The sequence below is a fragment of the Oceanobacillus kapialis genome (assembly GCF_044790185.1).
In the GTDB taxonomy this organism is placed as follows: domain Bacteria; phylum Bacillota; class Bacilli; order Bacillales; family Amphibacillaceae; genus Oceanobacillus_B; species Oceanobacillus_B kapialis.
This window is the reverse complement of the sequence record NZ_CP085256.1, coordinates 3323106-3341221: the sequence shown is the minus strand read 5'-3', so window position 1 is coordinate 3341221 and position 18116 is coordinate 3323106. Positions and strand designations below refer to the sequence as shown.

Here is an 18116-nt window from a genome sequence, read left to right as displayed (position 1 = left end):
TTATTACATACATTGCTACATTCACAATAGTTGGGGGAGAAGGTTCAGTGGTTAGGGTATATAGTAGCAGTTCTGTTCTATTTTATTCCACGTAATTTAAAATAGAAGTAAAGGTTCTTTTTCAGAAAATTTGTTGGCGGAGTTGGGATATTTTGAAAGTATCTAAAAGAATGATAATTACACTTCTAAGTATTATGGTCTTCATTTGTTTTCTAGCCATCTTAATTGTGACTTGGGTATTTCCTTATGCGGGCTTAAGTGTCTCGAAAAGTTATACGGTTAAACTGGATCCTATTGTCGTAAAACAATATGACATAATGTTGAGTGATTATAATCAAATAATGGAGAACAGTCAGGATCATTCTAAAACATATACCATCGGAATAGCTGCTTTAGACATCTTTCAGGAGATATTGGTTGTAGATAAGGTGGAATGGAAAGTGACGGAGGAGACGTTAGAAGAACTGCTCTTCCACGTATCGGCATATCGCGAAATGTTGCTATCCCATGCCTTTAGTGAATCGTACAAAGAAGAAGCTAAGATGTATCTAGATGTTGCAGTTAATGCTTCAATCGAATTAGAAAGTCATATCAACGCGATACAGAAAAGGGAAGGATTGATAAGAAATGATTTGCGTGTTCTCCTACGCAACCTTTATGGAGATATAGGTGGGAGTTTCAATCATTTTATAACGTTTTATGAGACTGTGCACAATAGTGCTTTTTAATTTTGATGTATAAAATAGAAATGATTCTTCCTATAACCCATAGTCACAAAACTATCACGTAAGAAAGGAAATACACCTTGAAATTAGAACGTTTATTATCCATCATTTTCAAACTCTTACATAATGAAATTCTCTCAGCTTCAAGTCTGGCTGATGAGTTTGAAGTATCAACTCGCACTATTTACAGGGATATTGAGGCTATTTGTGCAGCTGGCATACCAGTCGTGTCGTACCAAGGAACGAATGGAGGCTTTGGTATTATAAAAGGGTACAAGATTGATAAAAGCTTAATGGGTCCCCCGGACATACGAAACGTAGTCACCGTATTGAATAGCTTAGTAACTATTTTTAAAGATAGAGAAATGGAACATACAATAGACCGATTAAGCTTACTAGATAGAAGTGATAACAAGAATGCTTTATCGGTTGATTTAGAAAGTTATCAAACAGAACCAAATTCCCTAAAAGACTTAAGAAAGGCAATTAATGAAAAATTGGTCATCCATTTTGAATATGTAAGTAATAAAAATGTAGTGACCTCACGAGAAATAGAGCCAATTCAACTGCAATACAAATATCGTAATTGGTATTTATACGCATTTTGCAGAGAACGGCATGATTATAGAGAATTTAGAGTTTCACGTATGATGCGTCTAACAGTGACACAGGAAGCATTTCAACAACATCATGACATCAAACATAATCACGTTAATTCAGGCAACCATGTAGAAGGTTTTGAAGAGGTTATCATTTGGGTCCATCCAAATTCTTTGGCAGCTGTGTTAGATCAATTTCAAAACTCTACAAAGCTCATGAACGATGATGGGAGTATGACAGTGAGCCTTTCCGTATACGAGCCATTACATGCTGGATGGCTGAGATCCATTCTTTTAAGTTTTGGGGCTGGTGTGAAAATTATGAAGCCAGTAGAACTACAATCGGTTTTAACCAACGAGGCTAGAAAAATAATAAAACTTTATGAAGATGTATGACAGGCTGCTGTCATATATCTTTTTTTATAATACAAGTATCAAAGTTAAGGAGTAGATGTAAATGAACCACGCAAAAAATATGTATAGGTACCATGTATGGGCTAATCAGGTATTATTAGACAGAGTAAAAGAATTACCAAGCAATGTTCTGTATGAAGAGGTGAAAAGTTCCTACCCAACTATAGCCGCAACGTTTAGCCATATTTATGTAGTTGATGTTATGTGGTTACACATCCTGAAAGGCATGGATATGCAGGAAGCGATGGAAACATCTATGCCATTATTAGAAAAGACAAATTCCTATTCAGCAGATGAATTCATCAAATCGTTTGAAGAACTATCCTCTCAGTATGAGGCATGGATGAATGGGCAAACAGATTTAGAAAAAAAGGTTACGATCAATAATCCTTGGGCAGGAGCAAGAGAAACGGCATACTCAGAAATGTTATTCCATGTTGCGAACCATGGCACATACCACCGGGGTAACATAACAACGATGTTAAGGCAACTAGGGTATGCTTCGACCTTCAATGACCTCTCATTCTATTGGTATCAGAGCTAGACTAACAGTAAAAAAACGAGAGCGGATGTCCGCTCTCGTATAAACTAAGCTTTAAGCCACTTCCAAATCTCTCCTGGAGTTGCATTTTTTCCGTACATAAGAATTCCAACTTTGAATATTTTCCCTGCAAGTTTCATAAATAACCAGACACTGATAGCAAGAATGACTATTGAAATTGCGATTTCGATCCACGGCCATTCTTCTAATGTGATTAAACGAAGCAGCAGTACAGCAGGTGATGTGAAAGGAATATACGTGCCGATTTGGGCCATCAGACCACTTGGATCACTTAATACCGGGCCAATAAATATAGCTGGCAAAAACGGTATCATCATAACAAACCCTTGGAAGTTTCCGGCAGTTGTAACATCTGCCATGGTAGCTCCAACTCCCACGAATAGGGACGCAAATAAGAGATAGCCAAGGAGTGCGATAAGTAAGTACAAGGTAAGCTCTGGCACAAGTAAGTACTCCAGAAGTGGTTCATCAAGACGCCATATTAGTACAGGCAATACGAGAACGGCAGTAACGAACGTTTGTATAAGGCCTAAAACAAAGTACCCAACAATTTTTCCTTGCATTAATTCAGCTGGTGTAAGAGAAGAAAGAATGATTTCTGCGATCTTATCCTTTTTCTCTTGGGAGGCACTTTGAAAAATGGACATTCCTGTTAAGATAACAGACAGTAGAACAAAGGCACCAAATATTCCTGGTACGAGTGTTTCTAAAGGATTTTCTTCCGAACTGGCGCTTTCATCACTAGCAGCTGTTTCCTCAGTTTCACCTGCCTCAACAAATTGTACACCCTGTGAGATGCCAGCAAGCTGTTCATCTGTTAATCCAAGCTCCTCCATTTTCATCGCTTGAATAGGGCCAGTTAAAACTTGAATCTCACTCATAAAAAACGAATCCATATCATCAGAGGTATACACAGTTAAGGAGCCTGATTCAAGGTTTTCTTGATTTACAAACAGATAAGCTGTCTGTTCACTGTCTGTCACTTCTTCCGCTGCTTCTTCTTCTGTCAGGTCTGTTAGCATCAGCTCCCAGTCCATGCCAGCTTGCTCAACAGTGCTCACCATCTCTTCATAAACTCCAAGTTCATCATTAACAAAAACAGTAGCAGGTTCAGAAACCTCTTCTTCGGAATCACCGAAAACACTACCTAAAACCATAAAGCCGATGATAATAATCGGTGTTAATAACAGTCCAATAAGATAAGATTTATTTTTCATATTTCGCTTGATTTCCCACTTAGCGACTTTCATGGTATTACGCATATACTTCACCTGCTTTCTGCTCTTGTAAAAGGTTTTTATCTGATGCAATATCAATGAAGATTTCGTGTAGAGATACTCTATTAATAGTTAATTCAAGAATATGAAGGTCATCCGGAAGCTGTTTAAGCCATTGATTCGGGTCCACTCCTTTATCTAAATAAAGGACATTACTTCCTTCCCTTTGCTCCACACGCTGCACATCTGAAAGTGTTTCTAATCGCGCTGGGTCATTATTGCCATGGATCGTACACTTAAAGTTGGCATATTCAGTTTTTACATCATCCATCGTTCCATAAATGACTTTTCTTCCACGGTGGATCATGAACAAGCGATCCGCCATCTCTTCCACCAGGTTCATTTGGTGGGATGAAAGAAGAATTGCCGTTCCATTTTTCGCCAAATTGCGAATTTCATCTTTAAAAAGTTCCTGACTGACAGGGTCTAACCCGGAAAATGGTTCATCTAAAATAAGTAACTCTGGCTCATGAATGATCGAAGCAATAAATTGTACTTTTTGTCCCATCCCTTTGGAAAGCTCCTCTACAGAGACCTTTTCCTTTCCTTCCAGGTCGAACTTTTTTAAGTATTCCAGGGCCCTTTTCCGTGCTTTATCTAATGGATAATCCTTGAGCTCAGCTAGGTATAAAAGAATATCCATTACTTTTACATTTTTATATAGCCCTCTTTCTTCGGGGAGGTAGCCGATCCGATGTCTTGGAATATCCTTCCCATTCGTACTCTGAAAATGAATACTCCCTTCATCAGGATACATAATCCCCATAATATTACGGATAGTAGTTGATTTCCCGGCACCGTTTGGCCCTAGAACCGCCATGATTTCTCCTTTATATACATCAAAGGAGATATTGGATATCACTTGTTTGTCTTTAAATGATTTGCCCAGGTTTGAAACAGAAAGCATTTTCTCCATGTTTTTCTTCCTTTCTCTATTTTATTTATTTAGTAATAAGGTGAGGGACTCTTCAAGGTCCAATGTTTGCTGGTTTACCCACTGAAGCTGTTCATCTTGTAAGTACTTTTCAGCAGCGGCAGGTTTATTTGTAATAAACTGTTTTGCTTCCCGGGAAACTTCCCCTGGCAAGGTTTCAGAGGGTAAGGCATCTCTCATCCAATATTTACAGTACATATGCTGGATGGTTTCTTTTTCGTAAGTCCCCAACCATTTCCCATCTTGTAATACGCACAAGTAGTCCGCAAGTTTCATAATATCGTCAACTTGGTGTGTACTTATGACAATTGCGCGGTCGCCGGATTCTATCCACTCTGTAAGTATATTCATAAGCCTTTGCTTAGAAGGAATATCCATAAAGGCAGTTGGCTCATCGAGCAGAAGAATGGAGGTGTTTCTGGCAATGGTTAATGCCAGCGTTAACTTTTGCTGCATGCCTTGAGAAAGCTTGCCAAATCGTTTGTTTAGTGGCACTTGAAAAGATTCAACAATTTGGTTGAATTGTTCCTCATCCCATGCGGGATATAGTGGTGCAATGAAATCTCGTAACGTTTTACCAGTAAAGGCATTCCAGCCAATTACCGTCTGTGGCTGATATGCAATCGCGGTTTTCCATCCTTCATCAGGACCGTTCACAAAGCTGTTGTGAACCTGTATATTTCCTGTATCGGCCTTTGCTAAGTTCATCATAAGTTTAAGTAATGTACTCTTTCCTGAGCCATTCGTACCAACCAATGCTGTAATGGTGCCTGCCTCAATCGTAAGGTCAATCGGACCGAGCTGGAAATCATCTACCTTCTTTTGCAATTGATTTATTTCTGCTAGGTCACTCATTTTGAGTCCTCTCCTTTCTGACTGCGTGTCTCAATTACTTCCGAAAAAATCTCTTTAATCTGATCTACCGTATATTCGTAGCTCAACGCCGTATCTAGTGCATCTTCAAACGCCTGGTAAACTGCTGTCACTTTAACCTGCTGTTTCGTTTCATTGGCAATTTCCGCAACGAACGTTCCCTTGCCTTGTTCTGTCTTTATAAACCCTTGATATTCTAGATTCTGATAAGCACGCCGAATTGTGATCACGCTCGTCTCTAAATCCTTTGACAGCAGTCTAATGGAAGGGAGTGAGGCACCTGCCTGTAGGTAGCCACCTGCAATGAGTGCTTTTATTTGGTTCTCAATTTGGTGGTAAATAGGCTCGCGAGACGTTTTGGAAAGACTAATTGGTAACTCCATTGGTGACATCCTTCCTTTATTTATAAGTAATCCTGTTTTGCTAATCGTTTTTGCATGTAAGAAAGCCAGTATGCCATAGTTGTTAGGGTAAGTAAGAAAGCAATACCAATTGCTAATAGCGGCCACCTTTCAATAGTTTTAATACTCCAATAGACTGGCCCTTCACCTGTACTGGCATGTACTGCAATAAGCACGGCGATTGAAATAATGAGCAATAGTATACTGGAAAAAATGGATCCGATTGTAGTTGTAGTTAGCTTACTTGAGTCGCCAGCATCTGCTGATGGCAAGGCACATCCCAAAAACATCCCAATTAAAAGCCAAAACACCATAAAAGCAAGATACCCCGGAATGCTAAACGTGTCGTTAATTGGTGAAAAAATATAAAAGGCAATTAAGAAAAGCAGCTGAAATGGAAACGAATAAACAAACTGTATAATAAATCTGCTTTTTATTAATATGGATCGCTTTATAGGCAAAGCTAGTTGCATCATAAGAATGGGTGATGCTAATAAATCACCGTTAACTTTTTGTAGTTGAAATTCCTTTGGCTTTGCCCAAATAAGACCAACAGAGAATAAAAGTAGAAAAAAGAAATCAAAGCCTACATAGCCATTATCTAGATATGAGGATAGTGACGTGATAAGAAATATAGTCACAAAGGTGGTTAGGAACAATCCTTGAAGAAAGCCAAGTACTGATTTCTGTAACTCTAGTTTTGCAATGCGATAGGCTTGCAACCAATCTGACATAATACAAACTCCTTTAACTGTTATACTGTGTATATGTTTATATACACAGTATAAGTCAGCTGGGATATAGACGTCAAGCAAAATTTTATAAAAGGTAGAAGAGCTTAAGAAAAGTCCATGGTCACAGTTCTGCCATAACTTTTTGTCTTAATTGTGAAATAGTGAGCAAATACCTTTTTAAATTGGAAAATGATGCTAAGATATAAGTGTAAGAAGGAAACACACAATATATTGTGAAACATTGAGCAATCATTCTAATTTAAAAGGAGTGTATTGAAATGATTAAATTTATTCGTAACAGCAGTATTGCAGCAGGTATCTTAACGTTTCTTAGAGTGTATCTTGGTTATCAGTGGCTAACAGGTGGTTGGGGAAAGATTACAGGTGGAGGTTTTGACGCAACAGGCTTTATTCAAGGAGCAATTAGCAGTGCCGGGGGCGACCATCCTGCAGTACAAGGCTGGTGGGCGACCTTCTTGGAAACTGTTGCACTACCAAATGCCGGTTTATTCAGCTTTATGGTCATGTGGGGAGAACTTCTGGTAGGGATCGCCTTAATTCTAGGAATCTTTACGAACTTTGCCGCATTAATGGGTATCACCATGAACTTCGCTTTCCTATTCAGTGGTACTGTGAGCACAAACGCTCAGATGGTTTTACTAACAGTCTTCATCCTAGTTGCAGGGTATAATGCAGGAAAATTTGGCTTGGATAGATGGGTCATCCCATTCTTGAAAAACCACACACCACGTCGTGGAGGCAAGAAACAGAAAAAAGAATTAATCGTCGCCTAAAGAAAACAGTAAATGGGGTCATATAGGCCATCAATAATATAGCAAAGCCCGGGTTTTCAGTAGCCCGGGCTTTTGCAATGGGGAATTATCCTTCTTGCAAACTCAGTTATTTCAACTTATTTTATTAGGTTGGATGCTTTTTTGTACAATTTATCCCGCCTTAACTGGCAGTAAGACCCCCACTTCAAGAATGCGAGAAAAAATCAAGTATTCTAAGTGGGGGATCAACTGCCAGTAAAGGTCCGATTCGTTCCACTAACATTTGGTGGGGGAGGAAGGGAACCCCCACCAAATGAAGTTTCACTTTATCCATCTATCACACCACAGGCAATTCGATCGCCTGCATCACCTGATGGTTGTGACTCATAATCATCTGCCCCTGCATGGATAACTAAAGCGGTGCCTCCATCTTTGTAAACGGAGTTCTCTTGCCCTTTTTCAAGGGTAACCATCTCAGCCGTAATCTCTGTATCTACTGTTCCATCTTCAGCAACTTCGATGTTTGGCAAATCACCTGCATGGGGTCCATCCTGGCTTTCCGTACCGTGATCATTACCATGAGGATTAAAGTGACCACCTGCAGATTCAAAGGTTGGTGCTTCACATGCTCCCGTTTCATGTATGTGAAAGCCATGCTCCCCAGGAGAAAAACCATCACCTTCAAGCTGAATATTTACCGAAGAATTCTCTTGTATTAGCGTGGCAGTAGCTACCACATTTCCATCCGCATCTTTGAGGGAAACTAATACTTCTTCCTCATCTGTTGCGCTCTCCAGATCATCAGTTTCGTTGTTTTCAGTTTCTTCATTGTTTGCTTCGTCATTAGCACCTTGTTCTTGGCCTTCTTCCTCATTGTTGCATGCCACTAGCAAAAAGACTATAGCCGTTAACAACACGAGTACGGTTTTTTTCGTCACCACCAAGCGCTCCCTTCTATGTTTGTTACAACCATTTTTCACCATTTTGGATACATCTAAACGTAAAAGACTATTCTTCTCAATCTCCTTTAATTTCGAGAGAGGAGGGTGGTCTGTGGACCCTTCCTTTTGCCAGGTAACTCCTGTATAATATATTTCGAGTATCGAAGAAAGGGCGGTTATAATGGGTGTAAATAGTGCTGTGCATGAACAAGTCACCAAGGAAAAAATATGGACGAAGGACTTTGTGCTAATATGTTTGGCAAATTTCTTTATATTTCTCGGCTTTCAGATGACATTACCGACACTCCCACTGTTTGTTAATGAGTTAGGGGGAAGTGATCAATTAATAGGAATTATTGTTGGGATTTTTACATTTTCTGCTTTATTATTACGCCCTTATGCTGGTCATGCCCTTGACTCTAAGGGAAGGCAATTTGTGTACATGACAGGACTTGCCATCTTTGTTATTTCGGTTGCTTCATTCTCTTTCATTACTAGTATTGCAGTTTTGCTATTGATGCGAGTTGTGCAAGGAGTAGGGTGGGGATTTTCTACAACCGCAACTGGCACCATTGCCACAGACCTTATTCCTGAAAAACGGCGTGGTGAGGGGATGGGATATTTTGGGCTATCCGGAAACATTGCATTGGCATTTGGTCCGGCACTGGGACTCCAGCTTGCAGGGGTCATTTCCTTTACCCAGTTATTTCTTATCTGTTCTGCGTTAGGATTTATCGCCTTTTTACTTTCAGCTAAAATTAAATATAAGAAGGTAGAAGAAGCTCCTGCTAAATCTACTACAGTTAAATTCGATATATTTGAAAAAACGGCGTTGGAGCCTGCTATACTCTTATTCTTTATTACGGTTACTTTCGGAGGAATTGCCTCTTTTCTACCATTATATGCAGAGGAAAAAGGGATCGCGGGGATAGAGTTGTATTTCCTAGTTTTTGCTATTTTCCTTATGGTCTCAAGGACATTTGCAGGGAAAATCTATGACACGAGAGGTCATATCTACGTATTTCTGCCAGGAACAGTGTTAATTTTCGTTGCCATGCTATTACTTTCCTGGCTACCTGGAACTTCCGCGCTACTAATAGCGGCGGGTTTATATGGTTTAGGATTTGGCAGTGTACAACCAGCATTACAGGCCTGGGCAGTAAATAAGGCGCCCGCTAATCGAAAAGGAATGGCAAACGCTACATTTTTCTCTTCTTTTGATTTAGGTGTAGGTCTTGGAGCAATTGTATTTGGCCAGCTTGCCTATCAATTTGGTTATGCAAGTATCTACTTAACCGCTGCTTTCTCTGTATTGTTGTCTATTATTCTTTATATCTATTTATTGCAGAAAACAAGAGCACGTTACGCAGAGAACTAGTAGGTAATTACAAAACAGTGGGTAAGCAAAAAAGTCTTCAATCCCTAGAAGCTAGATGGCCACATAGTTCTTGCCGACAAATAATGGATGTAAAATAGAGGAATCTCATTGGATCTTATTGGGGTGAACGAAAAAGCATAACTATTCATGAATCAAAATTAATCGGAACCGGGGAAGTTTATACCCGGTTCTTTTTCTTTTCACTGTAACTGTGGCAATCAACTACCATTAAATTTCCAATTAGTTTTACTAACAGTGTTGCTTGCTAAGGAATTAAAACCACTACCAATTTATCCCGTCGTGTAGCGATAAGACCTCCATAAATGAAGTTCACTTTTATATAGTTTGATAATTATAGGGTAGGGTAAACTATATTCATTGATATGGAAGTCTACATATGTCCATAGAATAAATGTGAGAGGACTTATTTATGAAAAACAAAAATGCGTTTCATAATCCTGTTTTTTATGTTTCTACTATTGTAATTCTTTTGCTAGTTATCATTGGAGCTATTTTACCGGCTAAGTTCGGTACAGTTGCCGGTCAATTATTTAATTTTACGACCAATAATTTCGGTTGGTTTTACTTATTGGCAGTATTTATTTTTGTTATTTTTCTAATAGGTCTATCTTTTAGTAAGTATGGGAAGATCCGGCTAGGGCCGGCTAATTCTCGACCAGAATATCCTTTTTTCACTTGGATTGGTATGTTATTTTCTGCTGGTTTTGGCGCAGGGCTTGTATTTTGGGGAGTAGCCGAGCCTATGAGCCATTTCTTTGAAACGCCATTTCCAGACTTACAAGCACAAAATGAGGAATCTGCCAGAGTAGCAATGGGTTACGCTTTTTTTCACTGGGGGATAAGTCAATGGTCAGTGTTTGCAGTTGTAGGCTTAATTATCGCATATTTCCAGTTTAAAAAAGAAAAGAAAGGACTTATATCTATTGCAATTGAGCCGGTTGTCGGCAGGAACAAGGCCCTTGGTGGAACGATTGACTCACTAGCAGTTATTGCTACGGTAATGGGTGTAGCAACATCACTTGGACTTGGTATACTACAAATGAATGGAGGGCTTACATCTGTATTTAACGTGCCAAACTCTATTTGGGTCCAGATGGCAATTGCTGGAGTAATGCTAATTACCTATCTAGTTTCTTCAAGCACGGGGTTAAATAAAGGGATTAAATGGCTCAGTAACCTAAACTTAGCTATATGTCTATTAATACTCGTGTTTGTTTTCTTTGCAGGGCCAACTGTTTTTATATTAAATACTTTTGTATTGGGGATTGGAGATTATTTATCAAGTTTTATACAGTACAGTTTAAGACTCACTCCATATACAGGTGAATTATGGGTCAGAGATTGGACGGTGTTTTACTGGGCTTGGGCTACTGCTTGGTCTCCGTTCGTAGGTGCATTTGTTGCACGAGTATCAAAGGGAAGAACCATCAGAGAGTTTGTTTTTGGTGTACTTGTAGTTCCACCAATAATCGCTTGCTTGTGGATTGCTGCACTCGGGGGTACAGCTCTTCATAGTGATCTTTTTGATGGGACACAAATAGCGGAAGCCGTTAATGCAGACATGGCCGTTGCTCTGTTTGAGACATTTGGTACACTACCTCTTACTACAGTGGTCTCCTTACTATCTCTCTTCCTTATCTTTACTTTTCTTGTTACATCTGCCGACTCAGCTACGTATATTCTTGGAAGTATGACCTCAAAAGGGAGCCTTAATCCAGCGTTGTTGGTAAAAATAATTTGGGGAATTTTAATTACGGCAATAGCAGTCGTCTTATTGCTTGCAGGGGGATTAGACGCATTACAGACAGCCTCCTTGATCTCTGCATTGCCATTCACGGTAATTCTATTAATTATCGTAGTATCCTTTTTAAAAATGATAAAAAAAGAACCGGATAGCAAAAGGCATGAAAAAACTACTAGAAATTAGCTTTAGCCTTCTTCACCCGGTTACAACATAAAATATTACTTTATTTGTCAAGAGGCTGGGACAGAAGTTCTCTTAACACATGAAAACCCGAACTAGGCAAACCTGTTAATAAAGGTTTGCCTAGTTCGGGTTTTCTCATTTTAGCGTAGGCAGAATACGGAGACTCCGACGGGAACAGCACGAGTCTGAAGACCCCGCAGTGGCGCCCTTCCCACGAGGAGGCTGAGGCCGTGCCCGTGGAAAGCGGAGTGTTCTGCCGAAGCGGTGCCAGAGCTTATTATTCGTATTTAGATTTAGATGATATAGTTATGTCCCAGCCCCTTTTCCTAATAGTTAAAATTTCTTTGGGAGAACGATTCGCTTATACATCTGCACGGTAATGATATAATAAATACCGTAGATCACGATAAACAGTGTAAGCGGAATCCATATTTTTGTATATGGCTCGAAAATAATAAAGGAGAACATTTGCATTCCGACAACCACATGGACAATCCCCACAATTGCTGGAAAAAGGAATAGTAGAAATAATTCACGGTAAATGGACTTGACGAGTAAAGTCTTTCTAACCCCAATTTTACGAAGCATGCTGTATCGATGAACATCCGCACCAGCACTCGATAACAATTTAAACATCAGCACACTGGCCATCATCATAAGAAAAGCGATTCCGAGAAATACACCCATAAAAATAGTACCACTCGCCACCCCTTTGAGCGCAACGTAGTTACTGTATTTTCCACCTATCTGCTCTACTTCCTGATCAGTATAGCTTTCTGCTAAAACCAATTGGCTGGCATTTAACTCTTCCAATTGAGGCAGATAGTCAGTAAAATCCTCTAACTTTCCTAATGTAACGTTTTGCTCTTCTCCTTGTACATCCTGGTAGCTGGATTCTTCATAAACATAAACCTCTCGATTACCAAACATAACGTTAGGAGCTAACTCTCTACTTACTGCTGACCACCAGTCGTCTGGCAATTCAGTTATTCCATCTTCTTCATAGAGACCGTACTGCTCTTCTGATAGCTCTACTTCAGGAATGGTTGGGGAATACCCATCAGCACCTTCTTCAAAGGTCATCACCTCGGGAGGAGAAGACTCAAGGTCTGCCTTTAAAAAATACACTCCCTCCTCATTCACTTTATATCGGTATTCCTGCTGCCACGTGAGATCCATATCTGCTATTATTTCCTTCTCAGCGTCATTAGGTTGGTAAACAACCACGTCATTCGCATGGAACATGGAGGCTTGGATTGCGATATTGTTATAAAACGAGGTTCCTGCAGTCATTGCACCTAGACCTAATGCGATTAGCATAGCTACTGTACCAAGCACCATCATAAGATTTAACATACGAAAGCGTAATTGACCTAATGTAAAGGAGTTTATCCCCTTTTCATTTAAATTGCGGTTTTGTTTTAGTTTTTTAACCAAGTATGGTAAAAGGGAAATGAAAATAAGGTATGTCCCTGGGATGATGGTTACTGTCGCAAGGATAATCCCTAATTGCTGGAAGTCTACGATATTTACCATCACATAGTATCCAACGCTAATTAAAATGATAGAAAATACAACACCAATAAAGGTACGGAAACCACTTGTTTTAACCTTGTCCTGTTGCTGGCCTGATTTTAATAAATTTAGCACGCTCTTTCTACCGACCCTCCAAGCATTAACGATGGAAGTTAAGAAAAACAATGCCACATAGAAAAGAACTGTTATCAGAAGTGATGACGGATAAAGGGCTTGAAAGCCATCTCCATGAAAGTCAAGCTGGGTCATAAGAAGCTCTGCTATACCATATGCAAGGCCCACACCAAGTACAATCCCAATGACTAATGCAACTAAGCCGATAAAGAAGGTTTCCATAAACATTAATTGCGTTATCTTACGTTTTTTAGCACCTAGCGTCATATACATACCTAATTCCTTCTGTCTTAATGACAGCAAAAAGGATGTCGCATAAAAAATGTAGAAAACAGTAATCACTGCAAGAATAAATGTCCCCACGTGGAAGACAAACATAATCGAGCTAATCAGCGAATTTGCTTCCAGAAAAGTTTTGTTTTGCGCAAGTGTTTCAAACATATAGAAAATCGCAATAGAAATAGTGAGACCAAATAGTAAGACTAAATAGTCTTTTGCCAGCTTTCGCATACTTGTTAAGGATAGTTTTAGCAGCATATTGATCTCTCCCTTCTAATCCAAATCCGGTGACGCAAATTGTGCAAGCACGTCAAGGATTTGCTGATGAAATGCACTTCTGCTGCCGTCTCGGTGAATTTCTTTGAATAGTTGGCCATCCTGAATAAACAGAATTCGTTCGCAATAGCTGGCACTTAACGGGTCATGTGTGACAAGCATGATGGAGGTGCCATGGTTTTCATTTAAATGCACCATGGTCTCCATTAGACTTCGGGCGTTTTTTGAGTCAAGGGCACCGGTTGGCTCATCTGCCAAAATTAAGGCCGGTTCATGAACTAATGCCCGAGCAGCAGCTACTCGTTGCTTCTGTCCACCGGAGATGGTTACAGGGTACTTCTTTAAAATCGATTGTATCCCTAGCTTTGCCGCCACATTCTCTACAGCGGGTTTTATTTTTCGTACCGAAACGCCCTGTAAGGAAAGTGGCAGGGCAATATTTTCATACACGGTTAAATTTTCTAACAGGTTGAAGTCCTGAAAAATAAAGCCAAGCTGACTGGAACGGAAATCAGCAAGTTGCCCTTGTTTCATGGTTGTAATGTCTGTTCCGGCAATTTTCACCGAGCCATTTGTCGCGGTATCCAGTGTGGAAATAACATTAAGTAAGGTTGTTTTCCCTGCACCAGATGGCCCCATTACGCCAACAAACTCTCCTTCAGCCATGGCAAAGGAAACCCCATTCAAAGCATGGAACTGTTTTTCATTCTTTTTTCCGTAGACTTTATTTAGTTGATGTACATCAAGTACTGCTTGTTTCATAACGCTTACCTCCAATATTCTTAATCTATTTACATTGTAAGCAGGATGTTACGTAGGTGGTATGTATCTATCTTTCAGGTAGCTTACAGTTTTGTAAGAATAGCTATAACGAAGGGGATGGCGATAATTGGGTATATTATTAGGATTCTCATCCTATCCTTAAAGAAAGGGAATAGTTTAAAAACAGAGGGAACTCGTTTACAATGGAGAGAAGAACGGTAGAAGGTAGGTTGCTAGTATATTGAAAAGTTTCAGTGATATTAACATCCAAAAGCTTTTTCCGGCCATTATTTACAAGCGTGGACTGGAATATTATAAACAAGGAAACGTAATCGATCTTTTATATGATCTTAACTACCGTGTCTGGACCGCAACTGTAAAAGGGTCGGAGGATTATTTTGTGGAAATTAATATGAGCCAGTTTGCTTCAGGGTCAATTGACACCTATTGTGATTGCCCTGCTTTCGATACATACGGATCTTGCAAGCATGTTGCTGCAACATTAATTAGTATTGCACAGAAAGAATCGAGTAGACCGCCGGCGACTCCACAATTTGACTACCAGACAACGGAACATTTTATAGAGGCATTAACCAGTGTACAGCAAGCGAATCATACACATGACATCCTGCCGGAAAAGAAGGGGATGCATGTCCAATATTTCTGTAGCTGGACGTTTGACCATAATTTGTTGCTTGAACTTAAAGCAGGTGAGAGTCGTTGTTTTGTCGTAAAAGACGCTAACCAGCTATTAGGCAATGTTTTAAATGGGCATGAGCATTATTTCACAAAAACATTTACCTACAGTCCGGACCATCATTATGTAGCTCAACAGGACATAGCTATTTTCGAGGCATTGCAGGAAATTATTAATAATGAACAAATATATGAGGACCATAGGTTTATTTCATCACACCGAAAAGACAATCGCTATATTACGATTCCACCATTAGCTGCTAAAGCTTTACTGGAGAAGCTGGTGGAACGTGATTTTACCGTCCAAACAGGAAAACAAAACTATAATGAAGTGAGAATCGTTGAAGCTGAGCTGCCGTTTCAGTTTTCTTTATCAAGAAATACAAGAGATGAGCTTATTTTAAACATGCCAGAACTTCAAAATAGTGTGTATTTTCGTCATTATCAAATGCTGTTTGCCGATGGATATTTTTATTTCCCAACAAAGGAGCAAATCCCTGTTGTAGAGCAAGTAAGTCAATTTGGCTTATCTAATTTGGAGCTTCCCATTACAAAACAGCAGGCTGATACGTTTTTATCGGAAGTTTTACCCTCACTTAAAAAGGTCGGAGAGGTAGAGATATCCGATAAGGTGACAGAAGAGATTGTCCAGCTCCCGTTAAGAGCGAAAATGTATCTAGAAGTAAACGACAACTGGATTGTCGGAAATCTGGAATACCATTATGGGGACTATCAAATTAACCCATTTGGTGGCAGGGTTGATCATGACATTATCATTATTCGCGATGTTGAAAAAGAGCAGCAAATTATGCAGCTGATCGAATATGCGAATTTTAAATACAATGGAAGAGAGCTTTATATTGAAGCAGAAGCAGAAGAGCAATTTTATGAATTTCTCTATTACGTGCTTCCACTGCTTGATGAGCATCTCGAACTCTTCCTGACCTCTGAAATTCGTAACTTCATTATGGATAGGGAACCAATGCCGAATACAAGCGTAAGGCTTGAATCCTCGTCCAATCTTCTGGAAATCGGTTTTGATATTGAAGGCGTAAAGGATGAGGAAGTCTCTAGTATTCTTCAAGCAGTGGTTGAAAAGAAACGGTATTACCGCTTGGATAATGGAGCACTGCTTTCCTTAGAAGGGGAAGAGTTTAGTTCCATGAAACAGTTCTTTGAAGACATGGATATAGATAAAAAGGATCTCGAGACAGGTAATTTACAAATGCCCGTATATAGGGGCACTCAGGTGGATGCCTTAATTGAAACAAATAAAAACTATGATCCTTCTTTCCGGAAATTGTTAAATCAGTTAAAGTCACCAGAGGAACAGGTCTATCCGTTGCCGGAGAACCTGCAGGCAACCTTGAGGAATTATCAGCATACAGGATACCAGTGGTTTAAATCATTAAGCCACTATCATCTTGGTGGAATTTTGGCAGATGATATGGGATTGGGGAAAACGTTGCAAAGTATCGCCTATATCGCATCAGAGCCTAGTGATTTACCGCATTTAATTGTTGCACCTTCCTCTGTTGTCTACAACTGGAAAAATGAATGTGAAAAATTTGTTCCTAACCTTTCAGTAGCGGTCTTAACGGGAACACCTGCAGAGAGAAGGAAGCGATTAGTAGAAGAAAAGGAAAAAGATGTGTGGATCACTTCCTATGCTACATTACGGCAGGATATCGAGTATTACAGAGAGCTGAGATTCCAAACCTTGATCCTGGACGAGGCGCAATACATTAAAAATTATGTAACCAAAACCTCCCAGGCAATTCGGGAAATTAAATCGGGCAGAAGGTTTGCATTAAGTGGTACGCCCATTGAGAATTCAATTGATGAACTGTGGGCCATTTTTCAGGTCGTATTGCCTGGCCTTATGCCTAAACAACGGGAGTTTAAGCAGCTTTCTAACGAAAAGATATCCCTTATTACAAAACCGTTTATTTTACGTAGGTTAAAGAAAGATGTGCTAAAAGAGCTTCCTGAAAAGATTGAGTCTGTACATGTTTCAGCACTCACGAAGGAACAGAAGGACCTTTATCTTGGGTACCATAGGCAATTGCAAATAGAAACAGCGCAGTCCATGAAGGAAAGTGGCTTTCAGCAAAACAGGATGAAAATTCTTGCTGGCTTAACACGATTAAGACAAATTTGCTGTCACCCTTCCATGTTCGTTGAAAACTATGAAGGGCAGTCAGGAAAGCTTGAGCAATTGATGGACACGGTGAGAAATGCCATTGGAAATGGGAAGCGCATGCTAATATTCTCGCAGTTCACCAGCATGCATGAAATTATCATTCAACAGTTAGAAAAGGAAGACATTGACTATTTTTATTTGCATGGCCAAACACCATCACAGAAACGTGTTGAAATGAGTGAACGGTTCAACAATGGAGAAAATAATGTTTTTCTAATTTCGTTAAAAGCTGGAGGAACAGGGCTTAACCTGACAGGCGCAGATACTGTTATTTTATATGATCTCTGGTGGAATCCCGCTGTAGAGGATCAAGCAACAGGGAGGGCACATCGATTCGGTCAAAAAAATGTAGTCCAGGTTATTCGCCTTATTGCAGAGGGAACCATTGAAGAAAAAATCTATGACCTCCAGCAAAAGAAGCGGGAGTTAATTGATCAAGTCATCCAGCCTGGGGAAGCGATGCTCTCAGGACTTAGTGAAGAAGATGTACGTGAATTGTTAAATATTTAAATATGAAATAGCAATACGTTTCAGGATATAGTCGGGCAACGTTGAGTCAATTATGTAAGCATTGATTCAACGTTGCCCGACTTTTTGGTATAGGTTTTGCGTCCAAAAGGGGGAACATCTCAGGCGTACTAGCTTTATACATAACTTGATTAGAACTTTGGGAACAGGGAATAGTGAAAGT

15 protein-coding genes are annotated in these 18116 nt (G+C 39.7%); 7 read left to right on the top strand and 8 right to left on the bottom strand.

Going from position 1 to position 18116, the window contains the following annotated elements:
* Positions 1–170: 170 nt before the first annotated feature.
* From LG273_RS17270 to LG273_RS17260, 3 genes are all read left to right on the top strand, one after another.
* A complete protein-coding gene (locus LG273_RS17270) occupies positions 171–728 on the top strand; it encodes a hypothetical protein (protein ID WP_404456017.1) in 558 nt (185 codons plus the stop codon).
* Positions 729–805: 77 nt separating this feature from the next.
* A complete protein-coding gene (locus tag LG273_RS17265) occupies positions 806–1720 on the top strand; it encodes a helix-turn-helix transcriptional regulator (protein ID WP_404456015.1) in 915 nt (304 codons plus the stop codon).
* Positions 1721–1781: 61 nt separating this feature from the next.
* Positions 1782–2282 (top strand): DinB family protein, encoded by a 501-nt coding sequence (locus LG273_RS17260; protein WP_379562517.1) that lies wholly within the window; start codon positions 1782–1784, stop codon positions 2280–2282.
* Between the two features lie 44 nt (positions 2283–2326).
* Here LG273_RS17260 and LG273_RS17255 read toward each other — a convergent pair whose 3' ends face one another.
* Genes LG273_RS17255 through LG273_RS17235 form a run of 5 tightly spaced genes read right to left on the bottom strand, consistent with a single transcriptional unit; the run spans position 2327 to position 6519 of the window.
* Positions 2327–3562, bottom strand: a complete 1236-nt coding sequence (locus tag LG273_RS17255) for an ABC transporter permease (RefSeq protein WP_404456011.1) — start codon at positions 3560–3562, stop codon at positions 2327–2329.
* Positions 3555–4493: an ABC transporter ATP-binding protein gene (locus tag LG273_RS17250; protein ID WP_404456008.1), complete on the bottom strand. Its 939-nt coding sequence runs from the start codon at positions 4491–4493 to the stop codon at positions 3555–3557. Before LG273_RS17250 ends, LG273_RS17255 begins: the two co-directional genes overlap by 8 nt.
* Positions 4494–4514: 21 nt before the next feature.
* Positions 4515–5366 carry an ATP-binding cassette domain-containing protein gene (locus tag LG273_RS17245; RefSeq protein ID WP_404456005.1) on the bottom strand — a complete coding sequence of 284 codons (852 nt, stop codon included), beginning with the start codon at positions 5364–5366 and terminating at the stop codon, positions 4515–4517.
* Complete coding sequence (locus tag LG273_RS17240) at positions 5363–5767, bottom strand: GntR family transcriptional regulator (protein WP_379562513.1); 405 nt, start codon at positions 5765–5767, stop codon at positions 5363–5365. Before LG273_RS17240 ends, LG273_RS17245 begins: the two co-directional genes overlap by 4 nt.
* A 20-nt stretch (positions 5768–5787) precedes the next feature.
* Positions 5788–6519 carry a hypothetical protein gene (locus LG273_RS17235; protein WP_404456002.1) on the bottom strand — a complete coding sequence of 244 codons (732 nt, stop codon included), beginning with the start codon at positions 6517–6519 and terminating at the stop codon, positions 5788–5790.
* 278 nt (positions 6520–6797) lie between these two features.
* On the opposite strand from LG273_RS17235, the gene LG273_RS17230 reads away from it, so the two are divergent.
* Positions 6798–7313, top strand: coding sequence for a DoxX family protein (locus tag LG273_RS17230; protein WP_404455999.1), 516 nt, complete (start codon positions 6798–6800; stop codon positions 7311–7313).
* 305 nt (positions 7314–7618) lie between these two features.
* Here LG273_RS17230 and LG273_RS17225 read toward each other — a convergent pair whose 3' ends face one another.
* Entirely contained in the window at positions 7619–8230 is a 612-nt protein-coding gene (locus tag LG273_RS17225) for a superoxide dismutase family protein (RefSeq protein ID WP_404455996.1), read from the bottom strand.
* Between the two features lie 184 nt (positions 8231–8414).
* Between LG273_RS17225 and LG273_RS17220 the strand changes: the two genes are divergently transcribed.
* Together LG273_RS17220 and LG273_RS17215 are read left to right on the top strand one after the other, a co-directional pair.
* Entirely contained in the window at positions 8415–9611 is a 1197-nt protein-coding gene (locus tag LG273_RS17220) for an MFS transporter (protein WP_404455993.1), read from the top strand.
* A 430-nt stretch (positions 9612–10041) separates the two neighbouring features.
* On the top strand, positions 10042–11559 hold the full coding sequence (locus LG273_RS17215; protein ID WP_404455990.1) for a BCCT family transporter: 1518 nt from the start codon (positions 10042–10044) through the stop codon (positions 11557–11559).
* A gap of 333 nt (positions 11560–11892) precedes the next feature.
* Here LG273_RS17215 and LG273_RS17210 read toward each other — a convergent pair whose 3' ends face one another.
* Together LG273_RS17210 and LG273_RS17205 are read right to left on the bottom strand one after the other, a co-directional pair.
* Positions 11893–13746: an ABC transporter permease gene (locus LG273_RS17210; protein ID WP_404455987.1), complete on the bottom strand. Its 1854-nt coding sequence runs from the start codon at positions 13744–13746 to the stop codon at positions 11893–11895.
* A gap of 15 nt (positions 13747–13761) precedes the next feature.
* Complete coding sequence (locus LG273_RS17205) at positions 13762–14526, bottom strand: ABC transporter ATP-binding protein (protein ID WP_404455984.1); 765 nt, start codon at positions 14524–14526, stop codon at positions 13762–13764.
* Between the two features lie 241 nt (positions 14527–14767).
* Here LG273_RS17205 and LG273_RS17200 point away from each other — a divergent pair, with 241 nt between their 5' ends.
* The gene (locus LG273_RS17200; RefSeq protein WP_404455981.1) at positions 14768–17935 is read left to right on the top strand and encodes an SNF2 helicase associated domain-containing protein; all 3168 of its coding nucleotides are present in this window, start codon (positions 14768–14770) and stop codon (positions 17933–17935) included.
* Positions 17936–18116: the final 181 nt, after the last annotated feature.

Bases quoted from the DNA above. Each gene is read 5' to 3' on its own strand.
- LG273_RS17270 (WP_404456017.1), top strand. From the start codon at position 171: ATGATAATTACACTTCTAAGTATTATGGTCTTCATTTGTTTTCTAGCC.
- LG273_RS17260 (WP_379562517.1), top strand. From the start codon at position 1,782: ATGAACCACGCAAAAAATATGTATAGGTACCATGTATGGGCTAATCAG.
- LG273_RS17255 (WP_404456011.1), bottom strand. From the start codon at position 3,562: ATGCGTAATACCATGAAAGTCGCTAAGTGGGAAATCAAGCGAAATATG.
- LG273_RS17250 (WP_404456008.1), bottom strand. From the start codon at position 4,493: ATGGAGAAAATGCTTTCTGTTTCAAACCTGGGCAAATCATTTAAAGAC.
- LG273_RS17245 (WP_404456005.1), bottom strand. From the start codon at position 5,366: ATGAGTGACCTAGCAGAAATAAATCAATTGCAAAAGAAGGTAGATGAT.
- LG273_RS17240 (WP_379562513.1), bottom strand. From the start codon at position 5,767: ATGGAGTTACCAATTAGTCTTTCCAAAACGTCTCGCGAGCCTATTTAC.
- LG273_RS17235 (WP_404456002.1), bottom strand. From the start codon at position 6,519: ATGTCAGATTGGTTGCAAGCCTATCGCATTGCAAAACTAGAGTTACAG.
- LG273_RS17230 (WP_404455999.1), top strand. From the start codon at position 6,798: ATGATTAAATTTATTCGTAACAGCAGTATTGCAGCAGGTATCTTAACG.
- LG273_RS17220 (WP_404455993.1), top strand. From the start codon at position 8,415: ATGGGTGTAAATAGTGCTGTGCATGAACAAGTCACCAAGGAAAAAATA.
- LG273_RS17215 (WP_404455990.1), top strand. From the start codon at position 10,042: ATGAAAAACAAAAATGCGTTTCATAATCCTGTTTTTTATGTTTCTACT.
- LG273_RS17210 (WP_404455987.1), bottom strand. From the start codon at position 13,746: ATGCTGCTAAAACTATCCTTAACAAGTATGCGAAAGCTGGCAAAAGAC.
- LG273_RS17205 (WP_404455984.1), bottom strand. From the start codon at position 14,526: ATGAAACAAGCAGTACTTGATGTACATCAACTAAATAAAGTCTACGGA.